This window comes from Paraburkholderia dilworthii (assembly GCF_000472525.1).
GTDB lineage: Bacteria > Pseudomonadota > Gammaproteobacteria > Burkholderiales > Burkholderiaceae > Paraburkholderia > Paraburkholderia dilworthii.
Window position 1 is genome coordinate 1 of sequence record NZ_AWZT01000063.1, and the last position, 26427, is coordinate 26427.

The window sequence follows — 26427 nt, forward strand, 5'->3', positions numbered from 1 at the left end:
GATCTGACTTCCGCTGGGGCTCAATGGAGGCGACGGCATGATGCAAACCGCTTACCAACATTGATCCCACTGGGAGCGTCCGAAGCGTGGACGATGGTCTGGAAGAAGCCGCAACTGACTGCTGCGCCCCGAGCGCGCCCAAAAGCGAGGCTCTCCATGCCTGTCCGACCAATGCGTGCAGCGTGCCGTGATTGATGAGCCGACTGCGGAAAGAAGCGTGACCCGCGCAAACGACGTTTCCGAAACCGAACCATCGGAGATCGGCCCTTGACATCACCGCCCAATTAAAGAAGTAGACGATCGCGTGAAGCGTCCATGAGAAGAGCACGCGCGACAGGCCGGCGTCGATTGTATTCGTGAGGCCGAACGCGACCGGCAGAATCTGAAGCAGGATTTCGAGCGCCGCGCCGACAGCGGTCCATGCCCACAGATATGCGCCGGCTACATTGGCGAACATCGCAAGCGGCACCGGTTTGCCGGGGTTCGCGCGCCTCCAGATGGCGAGGTTCACGTGCATCAGCGCGACCCAGATCCATGAGCCAACTACCACGAGCACCACGCCGAGGTAATAGAACGGGCTGCCGATCATCGGCGGATAGAAGGTGTAGAGCACCGAAGCCTTGCCGAGCGCGACGGGCACCATCGCCATCACCGCGCCGACCGCCAGCATGATGAACGCGGCCCATGCCCACTTGAGGCCCGCGAGCCGCTGCGCGAGCGCAAGCTCGACGATCGCGTAGCCGAAGCCCATCGACACCAGGGTCGGCAGCACGTAAGCCATCACCGAGCCGTGCGCGGTGACCGAGCGGTAGTACAACTCCGGGTCGCCGATCCACGGCGCGAGTGGACTGCGCACCAGCATCTGCCAGGCGCCGAGAAACAGCGCGACGATGAACGCGATGAAGGCGAGCCAGAAGTGCGCGAGAACGAGTCGCTTAGCGTGAAACACAGCTCAGCCTCCGTGATTGTCGGGCCTGCTCGAAGAAGGCGGCTTTATCGATCACCTTCACATGCGCCCACATGGCCTGGTGGCCGAAGCCGCAGAACTCGTGACAGGGCATGCTGTGATCGGCGGGCGCGTCGAAACGCGTGCTCAGTGTGGCGACATAGCCGGGCACCACCATTGTGTTGATATTGGTGTCGGTGATGAGAAGGCCATGCACGACGTCCGCGCTAGTGGTGCGAATCGTGATCGGGGTGTCGGCGGGAACCAGCAGACATTGCGGCGTGAACGAGTATTGCTGCGCGATGAAACGCACCACCACGGAGCCGTCAGGCTCGACCGCGCTGCCGAGATTGTCTTCGACGAACTCGCCCGAGAGCTGCAGGCGCGACGGGTCGATAGTTTCCACACGCGACGGCGGCATCATCGCCCAATGCAGCCCGGAGTACACGATCACCGCCAGCATCAGCACGATCAGCGCACCGACGAAAATCGCCCAGCGACGTTCGGCGCGTAGCGCGACTGTGTGGCCGCTGCCCGGTTGGTGTTGGGATTCGGTGGACATGATCAGTGCACGACGCCGCGCGGCAGGAACACGAGGAAGTAGAAGCCGAACCAGATCGCCATGACGATCAGCGTGGCCACGCCTGCGACGGCGATCGCACCGTGCGGACCGGCGACGACCACGCGTTCCACTTCGTCGTCAGTGGGCGGGAGCGCGGTGCGGGTATCGTTCGCTTCCATCTAGGGCTTCTCCAGTTTCCGATGCTGCGGCCGGTGCAATGGCTTAATGCTGACGCTAGTACAGCGTTTAATGCGGTGGCCTAATGCAGCGGCTAATGCAGCGGCGCGCTGCGCAGTTCGTTGATCTCGCGGGCGGTTACGGGCTTCCCATGATTGCCCCACGCAGTGCGGATGTACGTGACGACGGCGGCGGCGTCGGTGTCATTCAGCTCCTGCGCGAAAGGCGGCATGCCGTACGGCTCCGGATTGCGCCTCGTGCCAGGCGGAAAGCCGCCGTTCAGCACGATGCGGATCGGATTGACCGACGAGTCCATTTCGATCGACTGGTTGCCCGCCAGCGGCGGATAGTGCTGCAACTTTCCTTCGCCTTTTGCGCCGTGGCACAGCGCGCACTTGTCCGCGTAAATCTTTTCGCCGAGCGCGAACACGTTGGTGTCCGTCGATGCTGTCGGCCCGGACTTGCGGCCGCGATTGTCCGGCAGCGTCTTCAGATACACGGCCATTGCCTTGACGTCTTCGTCGGTCATGTATTGAAGGCTGTGATAAGTGACTTCGGCCATCGGGCCATACACTGCGCCGCGATCGGAGATGCCCGCTTGCAGCAGATCGACGATGTCCTTGATGCTCCAGTCGCCGAGGCCGCCGTCCTTGTCGGAGGTGAGCGAGGGCGCGTACCAGTTCTGCACTGGAATCAGCCCGCCGGCAAACTGCTCGCTTTGCGACGAGCCGCCGAGCATGTTGATCTTCGTGTGGCACATCGTGCAGTGCCCGAGCCCTTCGACGAGATACGCGCCACGATTCCATTCGACGGAACGGGTCGGATCGGGCTTGAATTCGCCCTCGCGGAAATACAATGTGCGCCAGCCGTACAGCAGCTTGCGCTGATTAAACGGGAAGCGCAGCGTGTGCTTGTGGTTGGGCTCGCGCACCGGCTCCACCGACTTCAGGTAAGCGAAGATCGCGTCCGAATCTTCGCGCGTGACCTTCGTGTACTGCGCGATCGGCATCGCGGGATAGAGCAGCGTGCCCTCGGGCGTGATGCCGGTGCGCATCATCCGGAAGAACGCGTCCTCGCTCCATGTGCCGATGCCGTACTGCGCGTCCGGCGTGATGTTCGGCGAATAGAGCGTGCCGAACGGCGTTTCCATCGCGAGCCCGCCGGCGAACAGCCTGCGGCGCGGTGCGGTGTGGCAGGCCACGCAGTCGCCCGCGCGCGCAAGGTATTCGCCGCGCCTGACGAGGTCCGACCGGTTGTCGGCGGATGCATTGCCTTTGGCGGCCGTCGCGCTCCCGGCGGCGCGAGCTTCGGTGACAAGCGAAGGCAGCGGCGCGCTTACGAGCGTCGCGCTACCGGCCACTAGCGCTGCGACTGCGGCCAGCGGCAGGAACGGGCGGCACAGCATGCGCGAAAGCGCGCGCAGCGGACGAAGGGTCGTTTTCATTGCGGTTGGCTCCCGCATGCGAGAGCCAAGCGCTCCGCGGACGCCGGCGCAGGCCGCGGATCGGCGGGACGCGGCTGGCGCGCGAGCCAGGTCGACACCGCAGTGATGTCCTTGTCGGTCAGCTTGACGGCGATCGAGCGCATGCAATCCGGCGCAAGCGCGTGACGCGTGCCGGAGCGCCATGTGCCCATCTGTCCTGCGATATAGCTCGCATGCAAACCGAGCAGGCCGGGAATGCCCGGTTGCTGGCCGGTCATGCGCGCTCCGTGACATGCGATGCATGCCGGAATCTTGCGCGCCGGATCGCCCTGCATGACAAGCCGCTGACCCGCTGCAAGCACGGCGGGTGCAACGTTGGACTGATCGGCAATCGGATAAGGCGGCTGCAAATCGGCGAAGTACTGGCTGATCTTGCGCAGATAGTCGTCGGGCAGAAATGCGACGAGATAACCCATTGGCGGATAGGTGCGGCCGCCGTCACGAAACGCGCTTAGCTGATTGAACAGATACTCGGCCGGTTTGCCGGCGATGCGCGGAAAGTAATCGTTGTTGAGCCCCTGTCCTTGCACACCATGACACGAGGTACAGGCTCGCACGCGTTCGTCCATTGCCGAAGGCATCGCGCCGGGCATACTGGTGGCCGCGAGCACCGCGCCGCTCCACAAGACGTAAAGCATAAACAGAACCGCAAATCCCATAGCTCTACGATGCACGTCGGGCCTCGCTGGGGAACGTTCTTTTGCCGGTTTGCTTCACCCGCATTTGCGGCTGGATTTGCTCCCAGCCCGCATAAGCCACGCACCGCGGGTCGATGACTTTTTTCTATTGCGACGGCGCAAACAGCAAATGGAAGCGCGCTTATTGTGGACGGCGAAACGTCGATTCACCATTGCAATGCAATTGCCTGGTCAAAAGCAGTGACACGCGTGAATGCGCCGAAGGACGGCAGTTTTCGCGTTGCCAGATTGACGCTTGTTTCGGCCGCTTGCGAATAGCGGGTTGGGGGAACCCATTCGGAGCGTCAATGACGAAACAATGAGGCTTGCTGAGTTCGTCTTTGACCATCATAGGCGGCGTTCAGAGCGCTTTCAATAATTCTATTCGCATTCAGTGCAAATGGACGTTAGCGCGCGAATGTGATCGTTTGATGTGCTTAACTGAAGAGCCGCATCAACGCGGTTCGCGCATTCGTCACGCGCTCGCTCTCGCCAATTCGCCCCGGTAATAAATGAAACTCGACGGCGGGCAAGGCAGGCAGGCCAACGCCCGGCGGACACGCAACCACGCCGGCCCCAATCGACGATTCGTTCAGACACGAGATGCCGAGCCCCGCCTTCAACGCAAGTTGCAATCCGGCCACGCCCGAGGCCGAATGCGATACCACATAGGGCACCTTGTTTTCGTCGAGCAGCTTCACGACGAAACGCTGCAACTGACAACTCGACGGCAGCAGCACCAGTGGATAGGGAGCGGCCGGTCGCGCGCTGGCATCGGCCGCGCTCGCCCACAGCAGTTTCTCGCGCCGCACGACGGTGCTCTGCCCACCGCCGCGCCCACCTGACACGCGCGCGTTGCCCGTGACGAGTCGAAGCGAAAGGCCGATGTCGAACGAGGCATCGTCGCTGGCGTTGCTGTCGATCACGGCGCTCGGCAGCACGGTGACATGCAGCTTCAGACGCGGGTGTTGCTCGGAAAACGTCTTGAGGATGCGGGCGATGTCGTGCGGGCGGTAGTAGTCGGTAATCGCGATGCGCAGCTCGCCGTCGAGCGAGCGGCCTTGCAGGTCTTCGAACGCCGCTTCGCTCATCGCGATGATACGCCGGGCGTGCTCCAGCAGGCGGCTGCCCGCCGGAGTCGCGCTCACGCCCTGCTTGCTGCGCACGAAGAGCGGCTGGCCGGCACGCTGCTCGAGTTTTTTCAACTGCTCGCTAACCGACGACTGCGACAGGAATACGCGTTCAGCGCCCGCTGAAACGCTGCCCGATTCGGCGACGGCGACGAAGGTGCGCAGTTGCGTGAGATCGAATCCTCGCTGGCTCATGTTTCGCTAAGTCCGATGGATGACATCTGCATTTCCGGCTTTTCCGATAGAAGGCGTCGCCGTAGCATACCTCCGAATTCATTGCGGAGGAATCATGGCAAACGGATTATCGGCAAGCGAACAGATAGCGGGCGGTCGCGCGGCGAGCCACAGATGGAAAATATTGGGGGTTGGGTTTGCGGCGAACGCGAGCTTTTCGGCGGCGTTCTCGGGCATTCCGACGACGGCTATCTATTTGCGCTCGGGTTATCACCTCGGCAACGAGGGGCTGGGCGTCGTGCTGGGCATGCTTGGCCTGGGCATCGCCGTGAGCGAGTTGCCGTGGGGACTGTTGACTGACCGCTGGGGTGACCGCCGCGTGCTACTGCTAGGGCTCCTTTCGACTGCGGCGGCGCTCGTTTGCCTGGCGCTGTTTGCGGCACCGTTCGGGTCGCATGTGCCACGCTTGACGACGCTTGCGCTCGGCCTGCTGCTCGTCGGTTTGCTCGGCGGCAGCGTCAACGGTTCGAGCGGCCGCGCGGTGATGGCGTGGTTCCGCGAGGGCGAGCGCGGGCTGGCCATGAGCATTCGCCAGACTGCCGTGCCGGCGGGTGGCGGACTCGGTGCGCTGGTGTTACCGGCGCTCGCGTCGAGGTTCGGTTTCGCGAGCGTCTATGCCGTGCTCGCGCTGGCTTGCGCGATAACGGCGGCGTTCGCATGGCGCTGGCTGCACGAGCCGACGCATATTGGAAACCGAGATGCGCGTGCGGCGCATAGTGGCGGTGCACAGGCGGCGGGTGCGGCGCTTGGGGCAGACGTGGGAAACGCAGTAGGCGTAGCAGACGTAGAAGATGTAGCAGGCGTAGCAAACGCTGCGAATCCAGCAAACGCAGCAGCAGATGCAGTAAATGCAGTGCACACAGCAGGTGCTGCCGGTGCGGTAGTCGCAGCACCTGCAGCACGTCCAGCAGACCCGGCACACTCACCCCGCGCCACCAGCCGCTCGCCGCTGCGTGAAATCGGCATCTGGCGCGTGGCACTTGGCGCCGGCGCGCTTTGCGTGCCGCAGCTTGCGGTACTCACCTTTGGGACCGTGTTCCTGCACGACTTCGGGCACGCTGACGTGCTGACGATCAGCATTGCGATGGCCGCAGTGCAGGCCGGCGCCGCCATCGCGCGCGTGTGGAGCGGCAGGTGGACGGATCAGCGGGGCAACCGCCGTGCATACATGCGCGGTTGCAGTCTGCTGACGGCGCTGCTGTTCGCCGCGCTCACGCTCTTTAGCGGCGTGGCCGGCATGCAACACGCTCCAGCAACAATGATGACGATGATCCTCGCGCCGATGATCGTGCTCGGCGGCGTGAGCGCGTCTGCGTGGCACGGCGTCGCGTTTACCGAACTCGCAACGCTCGCCGGAACAAACCGCGCGGGCACCGCGTTGGCGATCGGCAATACCTGCGTCTTCCTCACGCTTTTTCTGACGCCGCTCGCGATTCCGCCACTGCTATCGCTCGGATCCTGGCCGATGGTATGGGCTGTGGCCAGCTTCTGCGCGTTGATCGCACTGCCGGTTTTTCCCCGTGCCGTGCGCAACGGCACTATGCCTGTGACGCGAGCGTGTGACGCAGCTTGACGATTGTGAGCTTGCCGCGATGTTGCGATTGTATTGCGCGACCCTTATCGAAGGTCGCGCGAGTCATTGTTAATGACAAGGTGGTTTTTCACGCGAATCTGCTTGCGCGGATTCTCTCAAATTATTCATTTTGAGTAATTCAACCTTTTATTGTCCGCACACCGGGATTGGCATTGGTCTTATCGCAGGATTAGGAGCGCTCCGATTTTCACTACGCGCGCGGCGGTGATTTTATGGTTGACTCGACGCGCTCGTATTGAAAATCAATGCGCGCCGAAGCATCCGTGGAGCGTGTCAATCTGTTCTGCGTATCTGATAACTATTCCTACAAACGAGAGCAATCCTAGTGAACCTCCGAATCATTCTCGCTGATGATCATCCGTTCGTTTTACTTGGCGTTAGAGCGATGCTCGAAACGCAGGCCGGCGTCGCCATCGTCGGACAGGCCGTTAGTGCCGCGTCATTGATCAAACTGCTGCGGCGCACGCCATGTGACGTGCTGGTCACGGACCTGTCGATGCCTGACCCGGGCGGCACCGTCGACGACGAGCTGAGCCTTATCCGGCTTATCCGCGCGGAATGGCCCCTGCTGCGCATCGTCGTCATGTCGGTGACGACCAATTCCGCGTTGCTTCACAGCCTTGCTTTGGATGGCGGCTTGAGCTTGCTCGGCAAGACCGAATCGATGCACGAGCTGTGGCGCGCGATCAACTGGCGCGAACGCGGTGTCCCATACATCGGAAGTTCGATTGCCACACTTCTCGCAACGCCGAACAAAGCGGAATGTGAGCGGCCGATTTCGCTCCCTCTGTCGGGAATGCAGACGATGGTCGTCAGGATGTTCGTCGAAGGTCGGTCTATTGCGGAAATCGCCGCGACTCTCGGTTGCCATCGCCGCACCATTACTCGGCAAAAACGTGAAGCGATGGTAAAACTTGGCGTTACTAATGATCCTGGATTATTCTCGTGCGTCCGGGCCCAATGGAATTCTTAAATTTCAATCGCATATCTAAGCAATTAATTCGTCGTGTTATTGAAATTGTTTCGGAGCGATCTTATGTTTAACGCCGCCGGAATGTTTGATGATCGAGCAGGGCCAGTTGCGCGGGAGACGGTGACAGGGAGTCAGGATATGAAGGAGAGGTAGACGATGAGCGACACCGCTGAAATATGCACACCGGTCCGGGCGATCATCGCGGACGATCATCCGCTCGTCCTGTTGGCGATCGAGAATCTGATGGGCGGCTTCCCGAACATGGAGGTGGTGGGCCGTGCGGCGGACACAACCGACCTCTTTGCCGAGGTCGACCGTACGGGCTGCGATCTGGTGCTCATGGACCTCTACATGCCAGGCAGCGCGGATGGCAGTGGGGTCGAAGCGGTGCAGCAGTTCAGGAGCCGCTATCCCGGCGTGGCCCTCGTCGTGCTCACTATGGAAACCGAGGCGGCAGCGCTGCAAAGCGTGATCTCGCTCGGCGTTCATGCGCTTATCAGCGAGCGCGACCGCATCGACCTGATCCATGTGGCAATCGTTACGGCGCTCGCGGGCGAATGCTATCTCGGGCCCGCGGTGCGGGCAGTCATTGCGGACGCCACGGCGATGCAGCGGCTCGACTTCGTCCGTTCGGTGTTGTCGCGGCGTGAGCTTGAAGTGTTCACCCAGTACGCGTCGGGGCTCGGCGTCACCGAAATTGCTGGCCGACTGGGCCGCAGCGTGAAGACCATCAGCGCTCAGAAGTGCACCGCGATGCGCAAGCTTGCGTTGAACAGCGACGCTGAATTGTTCCGTTTCGCTGTCGAGCATGGCGTGGTAGCGGAGGCGCGCGTCGAAAAACGTTGACAGACAACCAGACGTCGCGCCGCGCCGGCGTGATAGATACAAGAATGCATTGGCGTGGCCCGGGGAAGTACATCTTGTACTGGGTACGCCAGTCGATAAGACAACAAGAATATGACAGACAAGATTCGCGTTATCGTGGCGGACGACCACGACTGCGTTCGCGCTGGCGTGAGGAGGTTGTTGCTCGCCACGCCACATATTGAAATTGTCGGCGAAGCGTGCAACACGCACGGCCTTGCGGAACTGCTCGACAGCTGCGAGTGCGACGTCGTCATATCCGACATCGGCATGCCCGGACTCGACGGAGCGAGCAACGCTGTTTCGTTTCTGCGTCGCATATTAAGAGGGCGCACGCATCCCGCTGTCGTTGTGCTCACCATGATTTGCCATGCGCATATGCTGTCGGGACTGCTGCATCTTGGTGTCAGCGCAATAGTCGACAAGCGCGACACGACCGCGGCGCTGATCGACGCAATCCGGGCAGCATTGACGGGCGGCGTCTATCTGTCGGAGCAGGTGCGCATCGCGATGGAAGCCACAGACGCGCCGCCGCAACTGCGTGCCAGTGTTCTGACCGCACGCGAATGGGAAATTTTCCAACTGTACGTGCAAGGCCTCGCGGTACACGAAATCGCGAAGCGCCTACAGCGCAGCGGCAAAACGATCAGCACTCAAAAACGAACCGCGATGCGCAAGCTAGGTCTCGAAACGGAGTCCGATCTTATCGACTACGCACGGCAGATCGGATTGATCTAGCGCAATTCGCAACGCAACCCGTATATACCGACAACTAGCGGTCCCGAAATTAGGACTCTTCTGATTGGTTGAGAGACCTTGCCACTCCATAGTTGTGAATTAGCTTCGGCTTTTGCTGACGTTGGTCTCATCGAAACAGTTATTTCTTGAGGCCGCGCCGCTGCAGGCCGGGAAATTCAGGCGGATGTCTTGCGGAAGCTGTGCGGCACCGCCTGCTTCGCATAGCGACACGGAGGCGGCATGGCGGTGCTAGGTAAGCGGTTGTTGGTCGAAGGCGTGGGTACGGCATGGCTTGTGTTCATCGGCTGCGGCAGCATCGTATTGAATACTGGCGCCGTTCAGCAGGGATACGGCGTGCTCGAGGTCTCACTGGCGTTCGGCCTCGCGCTCGCCACCGCCAGTTACTGGTTCGGCGAAACGTCGGGCGCTCACTTCAATCCCGCCGTGACGGTCGGTTTCACCGCTGCGCAGCGGTTCCCTGTCAAGGATCTGCTGCCCTACATCGCCGCGCAGATCGTTGGCGCTGCCGCAGCCGCGGCGCTTCTTTTTTATGTGGCGAGCGGCCGCCCCGGCTTTGAAATGGGCGCGAGCGAATTCGCGGCCAATGGCTTCGGCGATCATTCTCCTTCCGACTATCAACTTCATTCGGCATTGGCGATTGAGTTTGTGCTGTCGTTTGCGTTCGTTATGGCAAGCCTTCTGGTGGCCGCACGATACAAGACCGACGCAGGCGGACCGATGATCGTCGGCGGATGCCTCGCGCTCGTCTATCTCGTGTCGATTCCGGTCACTAACGGCTCGGTTAATCCAGCGCGCTCCACGGCGCAAGCGCTTTTCGTCGGCGACTGGGCGCTCGACCAATTGTGGGTTTTCTGGGCGGCGCCTATGTCTGGCGCGGTCGTCGCCGGCTTTCTGTTCTCGTTCCTTGGTGGTAAGTCCGACCAGTCCACCGCTGCGCTTGCCGATGCGCAGAGAGAAGCCGCGTGAGTGGCGCAGTGCAGATCCTTTCTTTCATCGCGATACGCTTCGAACGCGCTGCGATAGCGCGTGCGTTGCGGCGCGTGTCGATGTGCGTGCTCGGGCTTTGTGTCTTTGTCGGAGCCCAGATGGCGGCTCTCGCGCAGCCGTTCGGCGAACCCGGATCCAGTCGGATTGCCAGTCCTTTTCCGCAGAAGCTGACCGTCGGCGTACTTGCGGACAACTGGTTGCCATTCGACGCGCTGCAAGGCGGACAACTCACCGGAATGAGCGTCGACTATCTGCGCGCGCTGGTGGGACCGAGCGTCGTGATCGAAGCGAACGCGTATCCCGACATGCCGCAACTACTTGCCGCTGCCTGCGCGGGCAAGGTCGATCTGTTGATGAGTCTCGCGCGCACCCCGGAGCGCGAACGTTGTCTCAGTTTTACTGCGCCGTATTTTCGGGCTTCCACGTCAACGGCGGTTCGCCGGAGCGGCGACGTGTACGAAGGACCCGCGCGGCTTGCACGTGCGTCCATCGCGATAGAGAAAGGCTTTGCGCTCGAGCGCTCGTTGCGCGAGCGCTTTCCGCGCGCCCGGATCAGTGCGTTTACATCGACGCACGCGGCGCTCGTTGCAGTGGCCGTTGGCGACGCGGACGCCTACATGGGTTTTACGCCGGTCGTCCAACATGCGCTGGCGACAGAAGAGTTCCGCAACCTGCGCGTCGCATTCGAGGAAAGCACCAGAACCGCCGAACTTCGCTTTGGCGTGCCGCGCGGTGAGGTTGCCCTGCGCGACCGGCTTAATCGCGCGCTGGCCTCGATGAACCTGGCCGACGACACGGCCATTCGCGTTCATTGGCTTTCCGGCAATTTCGACGCAAAACCCGAGCCCGTCACATCGCGTCTTGAACTGACGCAGCAAGAGCAGGCCTGGCTGCGCTCACTGCCCCCGTTGCGGGTCGGTTTCGACAGCAATTGGCCGCCTTTCAGCTATGTCGACGCTTCGGGCCGTCCTGCAGGAGTCACCGCCGACTATCTTGCGTACCTGAGCCGCACGCTTGGCGTCGTGTTCAACCGCGCGCGGCAGCCCGACTGGCCAACCACAATCGATGCATTCCAGCGCGGCGACGTAGCGATTCTCACCACGGGATCGAGCAATGATCCGCGTCTCCAGAGGGCGGTGCATACCCGTGCGTACGAGAGCTACCCATTGGTGATGGTGGGCCGCGACGACGAGCCCGTCGCCCGTTCGCTGAACGATTTCGCGGCGCGGCGCATCGTGGTGTCGTCGCATGTTTCCGGGGCTGACCTGCAAGCCTTCCAGCGCGTTCCCAAAGACCACGTCGCCATCGCTCCAAGCCTCGACGAGGCGCTGCGCATGGTCGCTTCGGGCCAAGCGGACGTTGTCGTGGAAAACGTGGCCGCCGTCGACATTTTGCTCAAACGGCAATACGCCGGCGTGCTCAAGATTCTTGGCACCGTTGGCAAGTCCGACGCCCTCGACTTTGCCGTACGTCCGGACCTGAGCCCGCTCGCCGGGCTGATCGACCGCGCGCTGCTCGCGATGCCGCCCGCGGAAAAACAACGCATCCTGAAAAAATGGGTGACCGGCGACGCGCCAGGAGGCGGTACATGGAGCGTTTCCGCGGTGCGCCTGTTGCCTTTACTGATCGGCATCGCCGTCGTGCTGCTGGTCACGCTGCGCGCATATCTGCTTCTGCAACGCGAAGTCAGACGTCGCAAGGAGACCGAGCGCGAACTCGCGTTGCAACTGAATTTCCAGGAAACCATGATGAAGATGGTGCCCTATCCGCTCGTCGCCCAGGATCTGCAGGGCCGCTATATCGCAGTCAACGGCGCCTACGAGCAAGCGTGCGGGCTAAGCCGCGAGGCGGTTATCGGGCGCAGCACGATGGAGGTTCAGACATGGGGCGAGGCAAACAGCCGCGTGCTCGCCGATATGACGCGTGACCTGCTGGAAGGCGGCGACATGGCCCAGGTCGAGTTGCAGTTCGAGCGCAGCCCCGGAGACTTGCGGCACGGTTTGTTCTGGACGAGCATCTGCCGCGGCAGCGACGGTCAGCCGGCCTGCGTACTGGGAACGATGGTTGACGTCACCAACATCCGGCGCGCGGAAATGCGTGCGCGCGACACCGAGCGGCGGCTATTCGATGTCACGCGTTCTTTGCCGGCGGTGGTGTTCCAACTGCGCCGCACGTCAGCCGGTGCCTATTCTTTTCCCTACATCGGCGGCGACGCGAAACTTCTGCTTGGCCACGGTGGCGGCGGGGCGGGCAGCCGAGATCATGCGGACTTCGGCCGTGTCCACGAAGACGACCGGCCGTTCGTCATCGCCGAACTCGAGCGCTCTGCTCGTTTTGAAACGCCGGTGCTGATCGAATTCCGGCTGCGCTGCGGTTCCGAGTTCAAGTGGGCGCGCGCGGAACTGGTGCCGCGCCGGGAGGCGGATGCCAGTGTCGTATGGAGCGGCTATTGGGTCGACGCGAGTATCGAGCACGCGCGCGCGGAGGAGCTTGCTCGCGCGCGCGACGCGGCGGAGGCGGCGTCGCGCGCGAAGGACGACTTCTTTGCAATGATGAGCCACGAAATCCGCACGCCGATGAACGGTGTGCTCGGGCTAGTCGAAGTGCTGGAGCGCACGCCGCTCAGCGCGGATCAGGGCGAAATGCTCGGCATGATTCACGAGTCGGCGGGCGCGCTGCTGCAAATTCTCGACGACCTGCTCGATTACTCCAAAATCGAAGCCGGCCGGTTGACCATCGAGGCCGAGCCCATCGATCTGCGCGAACTGGTCGACAATGCCGTGGGCCTGCTCGCCGGCCGCGCGCACGAGAAGGGCCTGAAAGTCCGGGTGAACATTGCATCGGACGTAGCGGCCACCCTGCGAGGCGACAGCGTGAGATTGCGCCAGGTGCTGTTCAACCTGCTCGGCAACGCGATCAAGTTCACGCCGCAAGGTCAGGTGGACGTGAGCGTGGCGGTGCTCGCACAGACCGGCGAGGTTCAGACCATAGAAATGGTCGTTGAAGACACGGGTATCGGCATTGCAGCGGACGTGCAGGCAAAACTGTTCGAGCCGTTCGTTCAGGCGGAGTCGTCCACTACGCGCCGCTTCGGCGGCACGGGTCTCGGCCTGACCATTTGCCGCAAACTGACAGAACTGATGAGCGGTTCACTTGCGCTAGACAGCGAACTGGACCGCGGCACCCGCATGACGGTGCGGCTCAGCATGCCTGTCGAGACGCAGCGTTATTCGGTGAGCGGCTTGCGCGGCAAGCGTTGTCTCGTGGCGACTAACGACGCGCGAGTCGGTCAGGCGCTGGTTAACTTCGGACAAGCGTTAGGGCTGGAGTTGCGCCGTGCTCCGGCCGACTCTACGGAATTGCGTTGCAGCGTCGCGCTAAGCGGCATCGATCTGCTGTTCGTGAGCGAGGACGTCGCGCTGCCCGCCAATGTTAGGCGCGAACTGCGTGTGATATCGCTCACGGAGAAGCCCAAGCCCACGGGCTACCGCATTCTTGAAGACAACGTACGCCTGAGCATCAATCCGATTTCGTGGCGCGGGCTCGGTGCGGCGTGCGCCGCGGCCATGACGGGACTTCAGTCGGCGCCGGCGCCATCGGTTGGCGTACCGCGTACAACGGAAGGCATCACCGCGCTGCCGGACCGCGAGCGGGCCATTGCGAGCGGCCGCCTGATTCTGGTTGCAGAAGATCATCCGGTGAATCAGGAGCTCATTCGCCATCAACTGGCGTTGCTCGGTTTCGCATGCGACGTCGCCAACGACGGCGCACAAGCGCTGGCCGCGCTCAAACACACCAGCTATGGATGTCTGATCACGGACTGTCATATGCCCAACGTGTCCGGCTATGAACTAACGCGGCGCATTCGCGAACTGGAGCGCGAGCAGGGCGGCTCACATCGTCTGCCGATTCTGGGCATTACCGCCAACACCGCGCCTGAAGATCTGAGTCTCTGCCGCGAGGCAGGCATGGACGACAACCTCGTCAAGCCGACGCGCCTCGCCACGTTGCGCGAATATCTGAGCCGCTGGTTCGGTACCGACAGCGCCTGCCAGGCGACACCCGCCGATACCGCCGATATGGCGGAGACTAGCAACTTTTCAGCAGCGGGCGCCGAGCCGTTCATTCCGGTGGATCTGAGTCGGATGACGCAATTGTGGGGTAGCGAATCGACGGTCAAGGCTTTGCTCGACGCGTTCGTTTCTTCCGTGCGCGAAGATGTTCAGTCACTGTCGCGGTTGCTGGATGATGCCGACATTGTCCGCGTGCGCGAGTGGCTTCATCGAGTGACGGGCGCAGCAAGCGTGCTGCAATATCCGCCTCTCATCAGCGCGCTCGACGAATATCGTCGCGATATCTTGAGCGCGCCTGAGCGCGTGCGTCGCGACGGACTTGCGTTGATCGACAAGTGCAATGCAATGCTCGACGGCATCGAGCAACAAGCTGCATTGCTCGCGTGACCGTTTGCCATGGCGGGCGATTCGTCCGCAAGATAGTGCTGCTTGCGATCACACAGCCTTAACGCGGGCGAAAAAAAACGCGGCCGAAGCCGCGTTAAAGGTTTGGAGACATCCCTCGATGAAGGAGTCACTTCTCGCGAGTCCAAAGCATACCCGGGATAGCGCAGATCATTCATTACGGAATCTGCAAATAACTGTTTGAGAAATCGCTACAAGCAGATCGGCGGAGCCGGAAGCGCGCAAAGCCGCTTGACCGAAAGCGCATGCCGGACTGATTTGCGCTACCCACGTCATCCGACGATTTGCACTAGTATGTGATGGCCTCGCACGCGGCCGAAGTGTCGGCGCCGCGGCGCATCTAGTCGGAGAAGACCATGATTACGCTAAAAAAACTGAACCTGGCTGTGGCATTGTGGGCCGTGATGGCGAGTGCCGCGTTCGCGGACACGGTTGCATTGAAAGCGGCGTTGGAGCCTTCCAGCGAAGTGCCGCCTCGTGTAAGTCACGGGCACGGCACGTTGAACGCCACATTCGATACGTCGACGAAATCGCTGCAATGGACCGTAAGCTACGAAGGCTTGAGTGGGCCGGTAACCGCCGCGCATTTTCACGGCCCGGCGCCGGTTGGACAAAATGCAAAGGTACAGGTGCCCATCGACAAAAGCGCGCTTGCTAGCCCAATGAAGGGATCTGCGGCCCTCAGTGAGCAACAGGTGACCGACCTGATGGCGGGTCAGTGGTACTTCAACATTCACACGGCGCAAAACCCGATGGGTGAGATTCGCGGACAGGTCTTGCCTGCTAACTGAGCGGGATGAGCGGGAAAATCCCATCCGCGGCCCCGCGCCTGGTCACGAACGTGATCAAGACTTGATCAACATTAGAACCCGCCGTCCACCGGCGCAGAGGCCAACGCACGTACCATGAGGGGACATTTTCGAAGGAGCGTGTCCCGATGAGCTGGCAAAGCGCACTCGCGTGCTGGTTTTTACGCAGGCAGTTTCGCCCTCAAACCCTGAAGCCGTATATCGATGTCGAGAAAGCGCGCGCATTGACGGCGAAGCGGGCCTGGTCGCCCGATGTGCCACGGGGCTGGCGTCTGCGAGAACTCGACGGCGCCGATGGCAAACCGCTACGTGGCGAATGGATCGAGCGCGCGCACGGCGAGCCGGCTACCAGCGCGCCAGCCACGGTGCTGTATTGCCACGGTGGCGGCTACTACTTCTGCTCGCCGCGAACACATCGCTCGATCGTGTTCGGCCTCGCAACGCGCGCGAACGCGCCGGTCTTTTCGCTCGACTACCGACTCGCGCCTGAACATCGCTTTCCGGCCGCGCTCGACGATGCAACCGCCGCCTATCGTCAGTTGGTCGCTGAAGGCGCTCCGCCCGAGTCGATCGTGATTGCCGGCGATTCGGCCGGCGGCGGCCTTGCGCTCGCTACGCTGGTTGCGCTGCGCGACGCTGGCGATCCGTTGCCCGCAGGCGCCGTACTGTTTTCGCCGTGGACCGACCTGGCGGCAACGGGCGCGAGCATCGTCGATAACGACGGCGCAGATCCGATGTTCAGCGGCCCCGCAATCGCAAAAGCAGCGAAAGTCTATCTCGGCGATACGCCCGCCACGCATCCGTATGCTTCGCCGCTTTACGCGGAGCTGCGCGGCTTGCCGCCGCTTTTCATGATGGTGGGCAGCACCGAGGTTCTGCTCGACGACTCGCGACGCGCGGCCGCTAGCGCGCGGGCGGCCGGCGTCGATTGTGAACTCGAAGTGTGGAAGAAGATGCCGCATGTGTGGCCGATTTTCGCGCCGTTCATCCCCGAGGCGAACCGCGCGCTCGATCGTGCAGCCGCCTTCGTGGTACGCACGACGAGTCGCGCTGCCAATGCCGCTCAGGTATCCAACGCGACGTCGATAGTCTGATAGGCGGCCTTCACCGTCTGCTCGCCGTACTGCCGTTCGAGCCGCCGCACGGTGAAGTGGCCATGCGCGACCTGCTGGAAATGGTCGATAAAAACTGTGTTGACCATCGCGCCGAGCACCGCGCCGATCGCAGGAATGGACTTCGCGGCGATCTGTTCGCTCACCTGCACCGAGAAGCGCGCGGCGATCGAATGCAGCAGGCGCAGCAACGCAGCCGAACCGTGTGCGGTGAACCCCTTCGTCGCCATTTCCGACGACGCTTTCGACACCGCCTGCGCCAGCGCGCCGCGCATGATGAAGTAGCCGAAGTCGGCGTCGTCGTCCGCGGCCGATGTGCCGCCCATGCCCAATACGGTCAGACACTGAAGCTGCGTGTCGACCGACGTCAGATCCTCGCCCTCGCTGCGCGCAATATCGCAGATCGAGCGGAACATCAGCGTGGTCGTGACCGGCAACTCGACGGGCAGCGCAAAGAGGCCAAACGCGCCGCCAGCCGCGCCGGTCGTGGCCACCGCGAACTTGTGCAGCAGGTTGCTCGGCTTCTCGGGCGCAAGCAAGGGCGACCCACTGTCGCGTCGGCCGAGCGTGCGCAGCGCTATCGACAGACACTTGCGCAGCGCCAGTTCCGTCGCGTCCGTGACCTTTTCGTTTGCGAACGCCGGCATGCGCGAAATCAGCTTCTCCAGCGGTGCGCCGACGATGCTCGCCAGTTTCATCGCCAGCGCGGGACTTTCCAGTTCGTGTTTCGCGCGCCGCAGCGCGCTGAGGTCCTCTTCGGACAACGATTGTGTGGCGAGCGAACCTGGCTCCATGTGCCTCCCTTGGCGCTGTGCGATGTGCGTTCTTCAGCCGATTCGGGCGCAACTCGGCCCCCGGACGTCCTGCTTAGAGCGCAAACGCGTGGTATGATTCCCAATCGTTTGACGAGTCAACTGTTGCTCTATCAAAAAATGGCTGTCCATACCGCGGCCCACCATTCGAGTGGGCAAGTCTTACCGTTCCGTGAATCGCTTCTGGCGATGCTCGGCATCTCCTTCGTCACCATGCTGGTCGCTCTCGACCAAACCGTGGTCGGCACCGCGTTGCCTACTATCGTCGCCGAACTCAAAGGTTTCGAGCTGTACGCGTGGGTCGCGACGTCGTATCTGCTGACCTCGGTGATCACCGTGCCGATTTTCGGGCGCCTCGGCGACTACTACGGACGCAAGCCGTTCGTGATCGCGTCGATTGTGGTGTTCACCGGTGCGTCCGTGTTGTGCGGCGTCGCCAACAACATGCTGTTTCTCGTGCTCGCGCGCGGCTTGCAGGGCATCGGCGGCGGCATGCTGGTCGGCACCGCGTTTGCCTGCATCCCCGATCTCTTTCCGGACTCGGTCGTGCGTCTGCGCTGGCAGGTGCTGATGAGCTCGGCATTCGGCATTGCCAATGCAGTCGGGCCGTCCCTCGGTGGCTTTCTGACGCAGTACTACGGCTGGCGCTCGGTCTTCTATGTGAATTTGCCGGTCGGCCTGCTGTCGCTGATTTTCGTCTGGCGCTTTCTGCCGCATCTGCGACATGTCGAGCACGAAGGCAAGATGCGGCTCGACTGGCCTGGCGCCGCACTGATCGCGGTGGCGCTCGGCTCGCTGCAACTGTTCGTCGAATTGCTGCCGAAGCATGGGCTCACGCTCAGCGCGTGCGCGTTGCTCGCGCTGAGCGTCGCTTCAGCGTATGCGCTATGGCAATGGGAGAAACGCTGCCCGACGGCCATTCTGCCGGTCGATATGTTCCGCAACCCGAGTCTCGCAGCGCTCTTCACGCTGGCGGTGCTCGGTGGCTTCACGATGTTCTCGTTGCTCTTTTATGCGCCGCTGCTGTTCCAAGGCGGCTTTGGTATGTCGCCGAAGGAAGCGGGCCTCGTCATCACGCCGCTCGTCGTGTTCATCACGATCGGCAGTATCGCGAACGGACGTGTCGTTTCGCGCGTGCGCAATCCGAATTTGATGCTGTACGTCGGCTTCGCGCTCCTCGCGCTCGCGTGCCTCGGCGTGGTTGTCGCAACGCGTTCGATGCCGCACTGGCTGCTTATGTCGTTCATGGTGCTCGGCGGGCTCGGGCTCGGTTTCGTGATGCCGAACCTGACGATCTTCGCGCAGCAGACGGCCGGTCGCGAGCATCTCGGCATCGCAACCGCGCTGCTGCAATCGCTGCGGATGATCGGCGGCATGATCGGCACGGCGCTTACCGGAACGCTCGTCAGCCACATGTACGCGAGCGGCGTGCGCAGCGCGCTTGAAAGCGAGCGCGCATCGCAGTGGTTCACCGATCTTGGCGATCCGCAGATTCTGATCAACCACGAAGCACAGGCAAGCTTGCTCAGCGAACTCGCACAAGCCGGACATAACGGCGCGATGCTTCTGGAGAACGCGCGCGAGACGCTCGTCTCCGCGATTCATTTGGGTCTGGCGATGGCGGCAATCATCGCCGTCGTGTCGGTATGGCAAAGCCGCCGTGTTCCGCCGATCAAGCTTCAGCGCAAGCTCGAGCCGGTGATTCATGCGGACTGATTTTCGATTGAAGTTTTACTGAACCATCATGGAAGAACAGGACCGCGTAGCCGTCATGCAGCAATTCGGCCGCACTTACCGGGCGTTCATGTCGGCATTCGAGGCGCAAGTCGGCCACCCGTTGCCGCGCTGGCGCATCATGCTCGCGCTGCATGAGCAGTCGGGCGAGTCGTCGCAGAAGCGGCTTGTCGAACGCTTGCGCGTTGATCCGGGCGCATTGACGCGCCAGTTGAAAGCGCTCGAAGGACTGGGCTGGATTGCGCGCAGCATGGACTCGCGCGATAACCGCGTGACCAACGTGCGCCTGACTGAAGCCGGCTTGTCGGCAACCGAAGCGAGCCTGCCGCGCCGCAACGCTTTTTTGCACGACACGATGGCCGCGCTGCCGGACGACGCGCTGAGCGCGTTGTCCGGCGCGTTGAAAATGCTGGAGGCAAGAATCGGCGAAGTGGTCTTTGCGGCGAACGTCGCGGAGACCACCGGCGATGTCGCCGCTGATGCCGCACAGACCGCCGGGGCAGGCGAGCGCTAAGCGGTTGGCTGTGAAGCAACGTGCTTGGCGGTTTGCGCGGCGAGGAGAGCGTTAACCGCGCAAGCGCCGCGTGGCAACGCAATGCCGTTCGCCGTCCAGACAGACGCCCAAACAATTAAAAGAACGTTTCGATCACCTCAGTGACGCGATAAGCCGGATCGAGCACGAGCACCTGACGCCATTTGTCGAATGTCAGGCACGGATGCGAGATGTCGAACGCAATCATGTCGCCCACCTTCAGATCGGCGCCTGCGGGAATCCGCATATACGCGTGCTGATCCATCAAGCCGAAAATTTCCCAGCCTTCGCTCGTCACGATGTCGCGTGGCGCCTGATTGCCCGGCCGATAATGGCGCGCCGGTTCGGGCAGGCCCGCGTCGAATGCAGAATCACGCTTGCCGAGACCGATGATCGCGCGATCCGGCTCGGGAATCGACTGCACATACGCCCACAATTGCAAAGCAGGCAGCAAGCCTTCGCCCATTTTCTTCGCGACAGGATTGCGCGCGAAGATATCCGTTTGCGCCTTGCGATAAATGCCGACGTCATGCGTCAGATAGCAGCCGGGACGCAGCACGACCTCGACCTTCCCTGTCTCCGACGCCTTTACGAATTCTTCGGCGACCACGTCGTACCATGCCGAACCCGCGCCCGAAAGGACCGCCGGCGTGCGGTCGAAACGTCCTTCGTCGACGAGCGCGCGCGTGACCGCGACCGCGCTTTGCAGGAATGCGCGTACTTCGTGTTCTTCCTTCAACACGCCTTCATACAACTCGACACCAGCAAGCTTGAGCACACCGGGATAACGCGCGATTGCTTCGAGTACCGCATTGCGCTGCGCTTCGTCGCGCACGCCAGTGCGGCCGCCCGGCACGCCGAGTTCGAGCAGCACTTGCAACGGCTTTTTCACCGACGTGAAAAACTGCCCTAACTGTTCGACGCCATCCACTGAATCGACCAGACAGAAGAATTCGAAGTCCGGATCGCTCAGCAACTCGGCGACCATCATCATGTTGCGGCGTCCGACCAGTTGATTCGCCATCAACACGCGCGAGACGCCGCCGTGATAGGCCGCGCGCACCTGGTGCGCGGTGGCGAGCGTAATGCCCCACGCGCCCGTTTCCAACTGACGGCGGAATAGTTGCGGCGCCATTGTCGTCTTGCCGTGCGGCGCCAGCTTGACACCGTATTCGGCAACGAACGCCTGCATCCATTGCAGGTTGTGCTCGACGCGATCGGCGTAAAGCACCGCGGCGGGCAGGCTCACGTCTTCGTTCAGCAGATTCCACTCCAGACGCCCGGTGTCCGTAAGCTGGATGCTCGCGCCCGGAACCATGCCCAAGCCCTTGCTATAAGGATCAATCGTTGCGCCCTGATAGTTTGTAACTTTCATGTCTCCTGCTCCATCGTCCGGTTAAATTGCATCCAAGTTGACTTTACCATGTTACCGAAAGTACGATGGGCGAAGAAATGTTATTTAGTACCAAGCTCGGGTCGCACGCGCGCTGTCAGTCACTGTCAGCCGTTGCGAGCCTTGGCGCGGTGTTCCCCGGGCTGCAATGAACTCAACCGCCGAACCGCTGGCATTCGACATCGTCGCGCGCATCGCCGAATGTGCGCCGGAGTTGCGCTCGGCCGAACGCAAGGTCGCCGCGCTGATCCTCGACGATCTAACGGGCGCATCGCGCGCCAGCATCGGCGCGCTCGCGCAGCAGGCGCAAGTGAGCGTCGCGACCGTCACGCGGTTTGCGAAAGCTGTGGGCTGCCGCGACGTCCGCGAATTGAAGCTGCGGCTCGCCCAGGCCGCCGCGGTCGGTCAGCGTTTTTTGCAGCCGGGCACCGCGAGCGACGCGCCCGAGCACATCGCGACCCGCGTGTTCGACGAATTGCAGACGGCGCTCGCGCACAACCATCAACTGCTGCGCCAGGCGCCGTTGGCCGACGCGGCGGCTGCGTTGCGCGCGGCGCGCATGATCTACGTGTTCGGCATGGGGGGCGGCTCGACCGCGCTTGCCGACGAAATGCGTTTTAGACTCGTGCGACTCGGCCGGCCTGTCGCCACGTATCAGGACGGCCTCTTGCAGCGCATGGTCGCAAGCACGGTGTCGCGTGAAAGCGTCGTGATCGCGCTGTCCACCACGGGCCGCGTGCCGGAGGTGGTGGAGAACTGCAAGATCGCGCGCAGTTACGGCGCGACGGTAATCGCGCTGACCGCTCCGGCGTCGCCGCTGGCGAAGCTGGCCGATTGGGTGATTCCCATCGTGGCCTTTGAAACCGACTTCATTTACAAGCCGTCGTCGTCGCGCTACGCAATGATGATGGCGCTCGATGTGCTCGTCACCGAACTTGCCGTCAGTCAGGGTGACGAGAGCCGAGAATTGCTGCGTCGCATGAAGCACGCGCTGGACACGCATCGCGGCGGCGGCGATCGACAACCGTTAGGAGACTGATCCATGCACTCGCATCCCGAAGCCGCCGATACGCTCATTGTCGGCGCGCAGTTGTATGACGGCACGGGCGCGCCGCCTGTCGAGCGCGACGTCGCGGTCCGCGACGGGCGCATCGTCGCGATCGGCAATCTGTCGAACTGGCTCGCCGAAGAAGTGATGGAGGCCGAAGGCCGGGCGTTGGCGCCGGGTTTCATCGACGTTCACACGCACGACGACACGCACGTGATCCGCTCGCCGCAAATGCTGCCGAAGATCACGCAAGGGGTGACCACGGTGATCGTCGGCAATTGCGGCATTAGCGCGTCGCCGGTTGCGCTAAAGGGCGATCCGCCCGACCCGATGAACCTGCTCGGAGAGTGCGACGCGTTCCAGTACCCGACCTTCGCGGACTACGTGAAGGCCGTGAACGCGGCGCGTCCCGCGGTGAATGTCGGCGCGCTGATCGGACACACCGCGTTGCGCAACAACCAGATGGACCGGCTCGACCGCGCGGCCACGCCGCAGGAAATCGACGGCATGCGCGCGCAACTGGAAGAAGCGCTGGCCAACGGCGCGCTCGGTTTGAGTTCGGGACTCGCGTACGGCTCCGCGTTCGCCGCGCCGACCGAAGAAGTGATGGCGCTTGCCGAGCCGCTCGCCGCCGCTGGCGCGCTGTACACCACGCATATGCGCACGGAGTTCGACGCGATTCTCGACGCAATGGACGAGGCGTATCGCGTGGGCCGTCATGCGCATGTGCCGGTGATCATCTCGCATCTGAAATGCGCGGGCCCGACGAACTGGGGACGCAGCGTCGAAGTGCTGAACTCGCTCGAAGGCGCGCGGCGCATGCAGCCTATCGGTTGCGATTGCTATCCGTACAACCGCAGTTCGTCGACGCTCGATCTGAAGCAGGTCACCGGCGACATCGACATCACGATTACGTGGTCGGAACCGCATCCGGAAATGGCCGGCAAGCTCGTCGAAGAGATCGCTGCCGAGTGGGGCGTCACGCAGCAGGAAGCGGGCAAGCGCCTGCAACCCGCGGGCGCGGTCTATCACAACATGTCCGAGGACGACGTGCGGCGCATCCTGTCGCATCCCGCGACGATGGTCGGCTCGGACGGCTTGCCGAACGATCCGCTGCCGCATCCGCGTTTGTGGGGCGCGTTTCCGCGCGTGCTCGGCCATTACGCTCGCGATGCCGGTCTGCTGCCGCTCGAAGAAGCGGTGCGCAAGATGACGAGCCTGTCGGCGCGGCGCTTTGGCCTCGCGCAACGCGGCGAAGTGCATATCGGCTATCACGCCGACCTCGTGCTGTTCGACCCGGCCAAGGTGCGCGACGCGGCGACATTCGAAAAGCCTCAACAGGCGGCCGACGGCATCGACGCGGTGTGGGTGAACGGCGTGCTGTCGTATCGCGACGGCGAAGTAACGGGCGAGCGCGCTGGCCATTTCGTCGCGCGCGGGGCGGCATCGAAAGGCGATGCGCAGGGCGCATTCTGATTATCTGATCGAACGATCTATCAAGGCGCGCGCGGCGTAATGAGCACGCGCGCCGAACCTTTAAGGAGTATGACGATGAAGCGATATGGCGTGGAAGGCGGGAAGGGAACGGGCGGTCAGCATATGCCGTTTGCGCGCGCAGTCGAAGCGGACGGCTGGCTGTTCGTGTCGGGGCAAACGCCGATGGAAAACGGCGAAGTGATCAACGGCGGAATCGTCGAGCAATCGCATAAGGCAATTCAGAACGTGTTCGCGATTCTGAAGGAAGCAGGCTACGGCGCCGAACATGTGGTCCGCTGCGGCGTGTGGCTTGACGATCCGCGCGACTTTGCGTCGTTCAACAAGGTGTTCCGCGAATACTTCGGCGACAACCCGCCGGCGCGGGCCTGTGTCGTTTCGTCGATGGTGATCGACTGCAAAGTAGAAGTGGATTGCGTCGCTTATAAGAAGCCGACGGCTTGAAGCATCTGACTCGCCGCGGGCGTGAGTAACTGTGAGAACCCGCGGCGAAACCCGTTTGCTTACTGACGCGCGAGCCGCATGTTGTCCGGCATCGGCAGATTGTAGTTGGTGCGGAACGGGTTGATGTCGAGCCCGCCGCGCCGCGTGTAACGCGCATACACCGCGAGCTTGACCGGCTTGCACGCTTTCATCACGTCGATAAAAATCTTCTCGACGCATTGCTCATGAAAACCCGTGTGATTACGGTACGAGATGATGTAGCGCAGCAGGCCCGCGTGATCGATCTGCGGACCGATGTAATGAATCTGCACGCTGCCCCAGTCGGGTTGCCCGGTAACAGGACAATTCGATTTCAGCAGATTGGAAAACACCGTTTCTTCGACGGGCGCTTCGTCTAAAGCCGCTTTCAGAAGCGAGGCGTCCGGCGTGTACACGTCTGTGTCGAGATCCAGCCGGTCGAGCGACATTCCTTCGAATTCTTCCATCTGCAATTTGCCGAAGTCGTGCGGGGCAGTCAGATGTACAGAAACGGTTGCACCGCAAGACACGGACACGTCGCGCCTGATCGTGTCGCGCACCGCTTCCATCGACTCAAACGCGGTCTGCGCGAACGAACCGAGATAAAGCTTGAACGACTTCGACTCAACGATATTCGGCGAGTCGGCCGGCACGAAAAAAGTCGCGACGGCGATTTGCGGTTTGCCGCGCTGATTCAGCCACGACAACTCATACGCGTTCCAGATATCCGTGCCGAAAAACGGCAACCGGGCGCCGATGCCGATCGCGTCGCGCGCGTTGCTGCGCGCAATCGGAAATAGCAGCGAAGCGTCGTACTGTTCGGTGTAAGAGGAGGGCTTACCCAGCGGTGATTGTTCGGGTGTCATGATGCATTCACGATGCCACTCAGCACGTGTCCGGTCGCCGTCACGACGCGGGCCGATTCGCAATGGCCAATTTGGTCGTCGAAGAAAAAGTCCGGCTCGAACTCGCGCAAAAATGCGCTCTTGTCGAGGCCGCCGAGGAACATCGCTTCGTCGATTTCGATGTTCCAGGCCATCAGGGTTCGGATCGCGCGCTCGTGCGCGGGCGCCGAACGCGCCGTCACCAATGCCGTACGAATATGCATCGGCGCGGCTTCGTCCGCGAGTTTTTGCAGCCGATGAAGCGCTTCGAGCAAGGGCTTGAGCGGCCCGTCGGCGAGCGGCAAATCCTTGTTGTGCGTCTCATGGCCGACGAAGGCTCGCAGGCCGTCTTTCTGAAACACGCGCTCGGCTTCGTCCGAGAACAATACGGCGTCGCCGTCGAAAGCAATGCGGATTTCGTCCGGATACTTGCTTGCCATTTTCGCCGATTCCGGCAAGACGCGTGCGGCCGGGAAACCAGCGGCCAGCGCGTCGCGCACGTCGTCCTGATTCGCGGAGAGAAACAGCGACGCGTTCAACGGCTTCAGATAACCGAATGGCGCGCGCCCGCGCGTGAACACGCCGCGCTCGATTGCGAGCCCGTGTTCGCGGCATGAATGAAACGCGCGCAGTCCGCTGATCGGATCGCTGCGCGAAAGGATCACCACTTCCACACGATGACCGCCCGCGTTCAACGCCAGCAGCTTGCGGATCAGCGGAAACGCGACGCCAGGTTTCGCGGGCAGGTTCAACCGGTCGCGCTGCAACGCTTCATAGGTCTGAAGATCGCCTTCCTCGTACACGCGGTTCTCTTCCTCAAAATCGAAGAGCGCGCGTGACGAGATTGCCACCACCAGTTTGTCGACAAGCGAAAGAGCCATCTGCGCGTTTCAGTCTCAAGAGTTCAGGCGAGGAATAACCGATACACCGGATTTTGGGTCTCTTCCCAATACGGATAACCGAGCGTCGCGAGAAAGCGTTCGAACTCCGCGTTATCGCTTTCCGGCACCTGAATGCCGACGAGAATCGAACTGTAGTCCGCGCCCTGGTTGCGGTAGTGAAAGAGGCTNATGTTCCAGTCCGGCGCCATCGACGACAGGAATTTCATCAGCGCGCCAGGCCGCTCCGGAAACTCGAAGCGGAACAGGCGTTCGTCATGCGCGAGCGGCGAGCGGCCGCCGACCATGTAACGGATGTGCTGCTTCGAGAGTTCATCGAAGGTCAGGTCGACGGTGGCAAAATTGTGCGCCTCGAATGCACCCGCAATCTGCGCCGATTCGCTG

General features: G+C 62.2%; 23 protein-coding genes and 1 pseudogene. 13 read left to right on the forward strand and 11 right to left on the reverse strand.

The features are described from left to right. The 6 genes from F759_RS39175 to F759_RS0132100 all read right to left on the reverse strand — a co-directional run. On the reverse strand, positions 1 to 949 hold a 949-nt coding region (locus F759_RS39175), incomplete at its 3' end, for a cbb3-type cytochrome c oxidase subunit I (RefSeq protein ID WP_244438970.1). After that, the gene (locus tag F759_RS0132080) at positions 936 to 1508 is read right to left on the reverse strand and encodes a cupredoxin domain-containing protein (RefSeq protein ID WP_027803443.1); all 573 of its coding nucleotides are present in this window, start codon (positions 1506 to 1508) and stop codon (positions 936 to 938) included. The genes F759_RS0132080 and F759_RS39175, both read right to left, overlap by 14 nt. 2 nt (positions 1509 to 1510) lie before the next feature. Next, entirely contained in the window at positions 1511 to 1687 is a 177-nt protein-coding gene (locus F759_RS43490) for a hypothetical protein (protein ID WP_167334049.1), read from the reverse strand. Between the two features lie 92 nt (positions 1688 to 1779). Then, positions 1780 to 3129 carry a c-type cytochrome gene (locus tag F759_RS0132090; RefSeq protein WP_027803444.1) on the reverse strand — a complete coding sequence of 450 codons (1350 nt, stop codon included), beginning with the start codon at positions 3127 to 3129 and terminating at the stop codon, positions 1780 to 1782. Continuing rightward, a complete protein-coding gene (locus F759_RS0132095) occupies positions 3126 to 3842 on the reverse strand; it encodes a c-type cytochrome (protein WP_027803445.1) in 717 nt (238 codons plus the stop codon). The genes F759_RS0132090 and F759_RS0132095 overlap by 4 nt, the downstream gene beginning before the upstream one ends. A gap of 440 nt (positions 3843 to 4282) precedes the next feature. Further along, positions 4283 to 5170, reverse strand: coding sequence for a LysR family transcriptional regulator (locus F759_RS0132100; RefSeq protein ID WP_027803446.1), 888 nt, complete (start codon positions 5168 to 5170; stop codon positions 4283 to 4285). 94 nt (positions 5171 to 5264) lie between these two features. Here F759_RS0132100 and F759_RS0132105 point away from each other — a divergent pair, with 94 nt between their 5' ends. The 8 genes from F759_RS0132105 to F759_RS0132140 all read left to right on the forward strand — a co-directional run bounded on the left by F759_RS0132105 (position 5265) and on the right by F759_RS0132140 (position 16767). Beyond that, positions 5265 to 6782: an MFS transporter gene (locus F759_RS0132105; RefSeq protein WP_027803447.1), complete on the forward strand. Its 1518-nt coding sequence runs from the start codon at positions 5265 to 5267 to the stop codon at positions 6780 to 6782. 346 nt (positions 6783 to 7128) lie between these two features. Then, positions 7129 to 7776, forward strand: a complete 648-nt coding sequence (locus F759_RS0132110; protein WP_027803448.1) for a response regulator — start codon at positions 7129 to 7131, stop codon at positions 7774 to 7776. Positions 7777 to 7932: 156 nt separating this feature from the next. Further along, entirely contained in the window at positions 7933 to 8622 is a 690-nt protein-coding gene (locus F759_RS0132115) for a response regulator transcription factor (protein ID WP_027803449.1), read from the forward strand. Positions 8623 to 8733: 111 nt separating this feature from the next. Next, positions 8734 to 9378, forward strand: coding sequence for a response regulator transcription factor (locus F759_RS0132120; RefSeq protein ID WP_027803450.1), 645 nt, complete (start codon positions 8734 to 8736; stop codon positions 9376 to 9378). 240 nt (positions 9379 to 9618) lie between these two features. Next, on the forward strand, positions 9619 to 10365 hold the full coding sequence (gene aqpZ, locus F759_RS0132125) for an aquaporin Z (protein WP_027803451.1): 747 nt from the start codon (positions 9619 to 9621) through the stop codon (positions 10363 to 10365). A gap of 80 nt (positions 10366 to 10445) precedes the next feature. Further along, positions 10446 to 14846 (forward strand): ATP-binding protein, encoded by a 4401-nt coding sequence (locus F759_RS0132130; RefSeq protein WP_084534405.1) that lies wholly within the window; start codon positions 10446 to 10448, stop codon positions 14844 to 14846. A 374-nt stretch (positions 14847 to 15220) separates the two neighbouring features. Continuing rightward, positions 15221 to 15655 carry a CHRD domain-containing protein gene (locus F759_RS0132135; RefSeq protein WP_027803453.1) on the forward strand — a complete coding sequence of 145 codons (435 nt, stop codon included), beginning with the start codon at positions 15221 to 15223 and terminating at the stop codon, positions 15653 to 15655. Positions 15656 to 15801: 146 nt separating this feature from the next. Then, entirely contained in the window at positions 15802 to 16767 is a 966-nt protein-coding gene (locus tag F759_RS0132140; protein WP_027803454.1) for an alpha/beta hydrolase, read from the forward strand. Here F759_RS0132140 and F759_RS0132145 read toward each other — a convergent pair. Then, positions 16737 to 17579, reverse strand: coding sequence for an EcsC family protein (locus F759_RS0132145; protein WP_027803455.1), 843 nt, complete (start codon positions 17577 to 17579; stop codon positions 16737 to 16739). The two genes, F759_RS0132140 and F759_RS0132145, sit on opposite strands and share 31 nt — an antisense overlap. Before the next feature lie 138 nt (positions 17580 to 17717). On the opposite strand from F759_RS0132145, the gene F759_RS0132150 reads away from it, so the two are divergent. After that, positions 17718 to 19313, forward strand: coding sequence for an MDR family MFS transporter (locus tag F759_RS0132150; RefSeq protein ID WP_027803456.1), 1596 nt, complete (start codon positions 17718 to 17720; stop codon positions 19311 to 19313). Positions 19314 to 19341: 28 nt separating this feature from the next. Then, positions 19342 to 19845: a MarR family winged helix-turn-helix transcriptional regulator gene (locus F759_RS0132155; protein ID WP_027803457.1), complete on the forward strand. Its 504-nt coding sequence runs from the start codon at positions 19342 to 19344 to the stop codon at positions 19843 to 19845. Positions 19846 to 19960: 115 nt separating this feature from the next. Here F759_RS0132155 and F759_RS0132160 read toward each other — a convergent pair whose 3' ends face one another. Next, positions 19961 to 21238, reverse strand: a complete 1278-nt coding sequence (locus F759_RS0132160; protein ID WP_027803458.1) for an amino acid deaminase — start codon at positions 21236 to 21238, stop codon at positions 19961 to 19963. Between the two features lie 166 nt (positions 21239 to 21404). Here F759_RS0132160 and F759_RS0132165 point away from each other — a divergent pair, with 166 nt between their 5' ends. From F759_RS0132165 to F759_RS0132175, 3 genes are all read left to right on the forward strand, one after another. Beyond that, positions 21405 to 22295 carry a MurR/RpiR family transcriptional regulator gene (locus F759_RS0132165; protein WP_027803459.1) on the forward strand — a complete coding sequence of 297 codons (891 nt, stop codon included), beginning with the start codon at positions 21405 to 21407 and terminating at the stop codon, positions 22293 to 22295. A 3-nt stretch (positions 22296 to 22298) separates the two neighbouring features. Continuing rightward, entirely contained in the window at positions 22299 to 23780 is a 1482-nt protein-coding gene (locus F759_RS0132170; protein WP_027803460.1) for an N-acyl-D-amino-acid deacylase family protein, read from the forward strand. 75 nt (positions 23781 to 23855) lie between these two features. After that, positions 23856 to 24242 (forward strand): RidA family protein, encoded by a 387-nt coding sequence (locus F759_RS0132175; RefSeq protein WP_020066927.1) that lies wholly within the window; start codon positions 23856 to 23858, stop codon positions 24240 to 24242. 59 nt (positions 24243 to 24301) lie between these two features. Here F759_RS0132175 and queF read toward each other — a convergent pair whose 3' ends face one another. From queF to F759_RS0132190, 3 genes and pseudogenes are all read right to left on the reverse strand, one after another. Then, positions 24302 to 25126 carry an NADPH-dependent 7-cyano-7-deazaguanine reductase QueF gene (gene queF, locus F759_RS0132180; RefSeq protein WP_027803461.1) on the reverse strand — a complete coding sequence of 275 codons (825 nt, stop codon included), beginning with the start codon at positions 25124 to 25126 and terminating at the stop codon, positions 24302 to 24304. After that, positions 25123 to 26025: a 5'-nucleotidase gene (locus F759_RS0132185; protein ID WP_027803462.1), complete on the reverse strand. Its 903-nt coding sequence runs from the start codon at positions 26023 to 26025 to the stop codon at positions 25123 to 25125. The genes queF and F759_RS0132185 overlap by 4 nt, the downstream gene beginning before the upstream one ends. A gap of 23 nt (positions 26026 to 26048) precedes the next feature. Further along, a pseudogene (locus F759_RS0132190) lies at positions 26049 to 26427 on the reverse strand (threonine ammonia-lyase, biosynthetic); the annotation flags it as partial.

What these genes read in the sequence shown, in the direction of transcription:
- F759_RS0132185 (WP_027803462.1), bottom strand. Translation starts at nt 26,025, where the DNA reads ATGGCTCTTTCGCTTGTCGACAAACTGGTGGTGGCAATCTCGTCACGC.
- aqpZ (WP_027803451.1), top strand. Translation starts at nt 9,619, where the DNA reads ATGGCGGTGCTAGGTAAGCGGTTGTTGGTCGAAGGCGTGGGTACGGCA.
- queF (WP_027803461.1), bottom strand. Translation starts at nt 25,126, where the DNA reads ATGACACCCGAACAATCACCGCTGGGTAAGCCCTCCTCTTACACCGAA.
- F759_RS0132115 (WP_027803449.1), top strand. Translation starts at nt 7,933, where the DNA reads ATGAGCGACACCGCTGAAATATGCACACCGGTCCGGGCGATCATCGCG.
- F759_RS0132080 (WP_027803443.1), bottom strand. Translation starts at nt 1,508, where the DNA reads ATGTCCACCGAATCCCAACACCAACCGGGCAGCGGCCACACAGTCGCG.
- F759_RS0132120 (WP_027803450.1), top strand. Translation starts at nt 8,734, where the DNA reads ATGACAGACAAGATTCGCGTTATCGTGGCGGACGACCACGACTGCGTT.
- F759_RS0132175 (WP_020066927.1), top strand. Translation starts at nt 23,856, where the DNA reads ATGAAGCGATATGGCGTGGAAGGCGGGAAGGGAACGGGCGGTCAGCAT.
- F759_RS0132105 (WP_027803447.1), top strand. Translation starts at nt 5,265, where the DNA reads ATGGCAAACGGATTATCGGCAAGCGAACAGATAGCGGGCGGTCGCGCG.
- F759_RS43490 (WP_167334049.1), bottom strand. Translation starts at nt 1,687, where the DNA reads ATGGAAGCGAACGATACCCGCACCGCGCTCCCGCCCACTGACGACGAA.
- F759_RS0132150 (WP_027803456.1), top strand. Translation starts at nt 17,718, where the DNA reads ATGGCTGTCCATACCGCGGCCCACCATTCGAGTGGGCAAGTCTTACCG.
- F759_RS0132145 (WP_027803455.1), bottom strand. Translation starts at nt 17,579, where the DNA reads ATGGAGCCAGGTTCGCTCGCCACACAATCGTTGTCCGAAGAGGACCTC.
- F759_RS0132170 (WP_027803460.1), top strand. Translation starts at nt 22,299, where the DNA reads ATGCACTCGCATCCCGAAGCCGCCGATACGCTCATTGTCGGCGCGCAG.
- F759_RS0132100 (WP_027803446.1), bottom strand. Translation starts at nt 5,170, where the DNA reads ATGAGCCAGCGAGGATTCGATCTCACGCAACTGCGCACCTTCGTCGCC.
- F759_RS0132140 (WP_027803454.1), top strand. Translation starts at nt 15,802, where the DNA reads ATGAGCTGGCAAAGCGCACTCGCGTGCTGGTTTTTACGCAGGCAGTTT.
- F759_RS0132165 (WP_027803459.1), top strand. Translation starts at nt 21,405, where the DNA reads ATGAACTCAACCGCCGAACCGCTGGCATTCGACATCGTCGCGCGCATC.
- F759_RS0132135 (WP_027803453.1), top strand. Translation starts at nt 15,221, where the DNA reads ATGATTACGCTAAAAAAACTGAACCTGGCTGTGGCATTGTGGGCCGTG.
- F759_RS0132090 (WP_027803444.1), bottom strand. Translation starts at nt 3,129, where the DNA reads ATGAAAACGACCCTTCGTCCGCTGCGCGCGCTTTCGCGCATGCTGTGC.
- F759_RS0132160 (WP_027803458.1), bottom strand. Translation starts at nt 21,238, where the DNA reads ATGAAAGTTACAAACTATCAGGGCGCAACGATTGATCCTTATAGCAAG.
- F759_RS0132155 (WP_027803457.1), top strand. Translation starts at nt 19,342, where the DNA reads ATGGAAGAACAGGACCGCGTAGCCGTCATGCAGCAATTCGGCCGCACT.
- F759_RS0132130 (WP_084534405.1), top strand. Translation starts at nt 10,446, where the DNA reads ATGTGCGTGCTCGGGCTTTGTGTCTTTGTCGGAGCCCAGATGGCGGCT.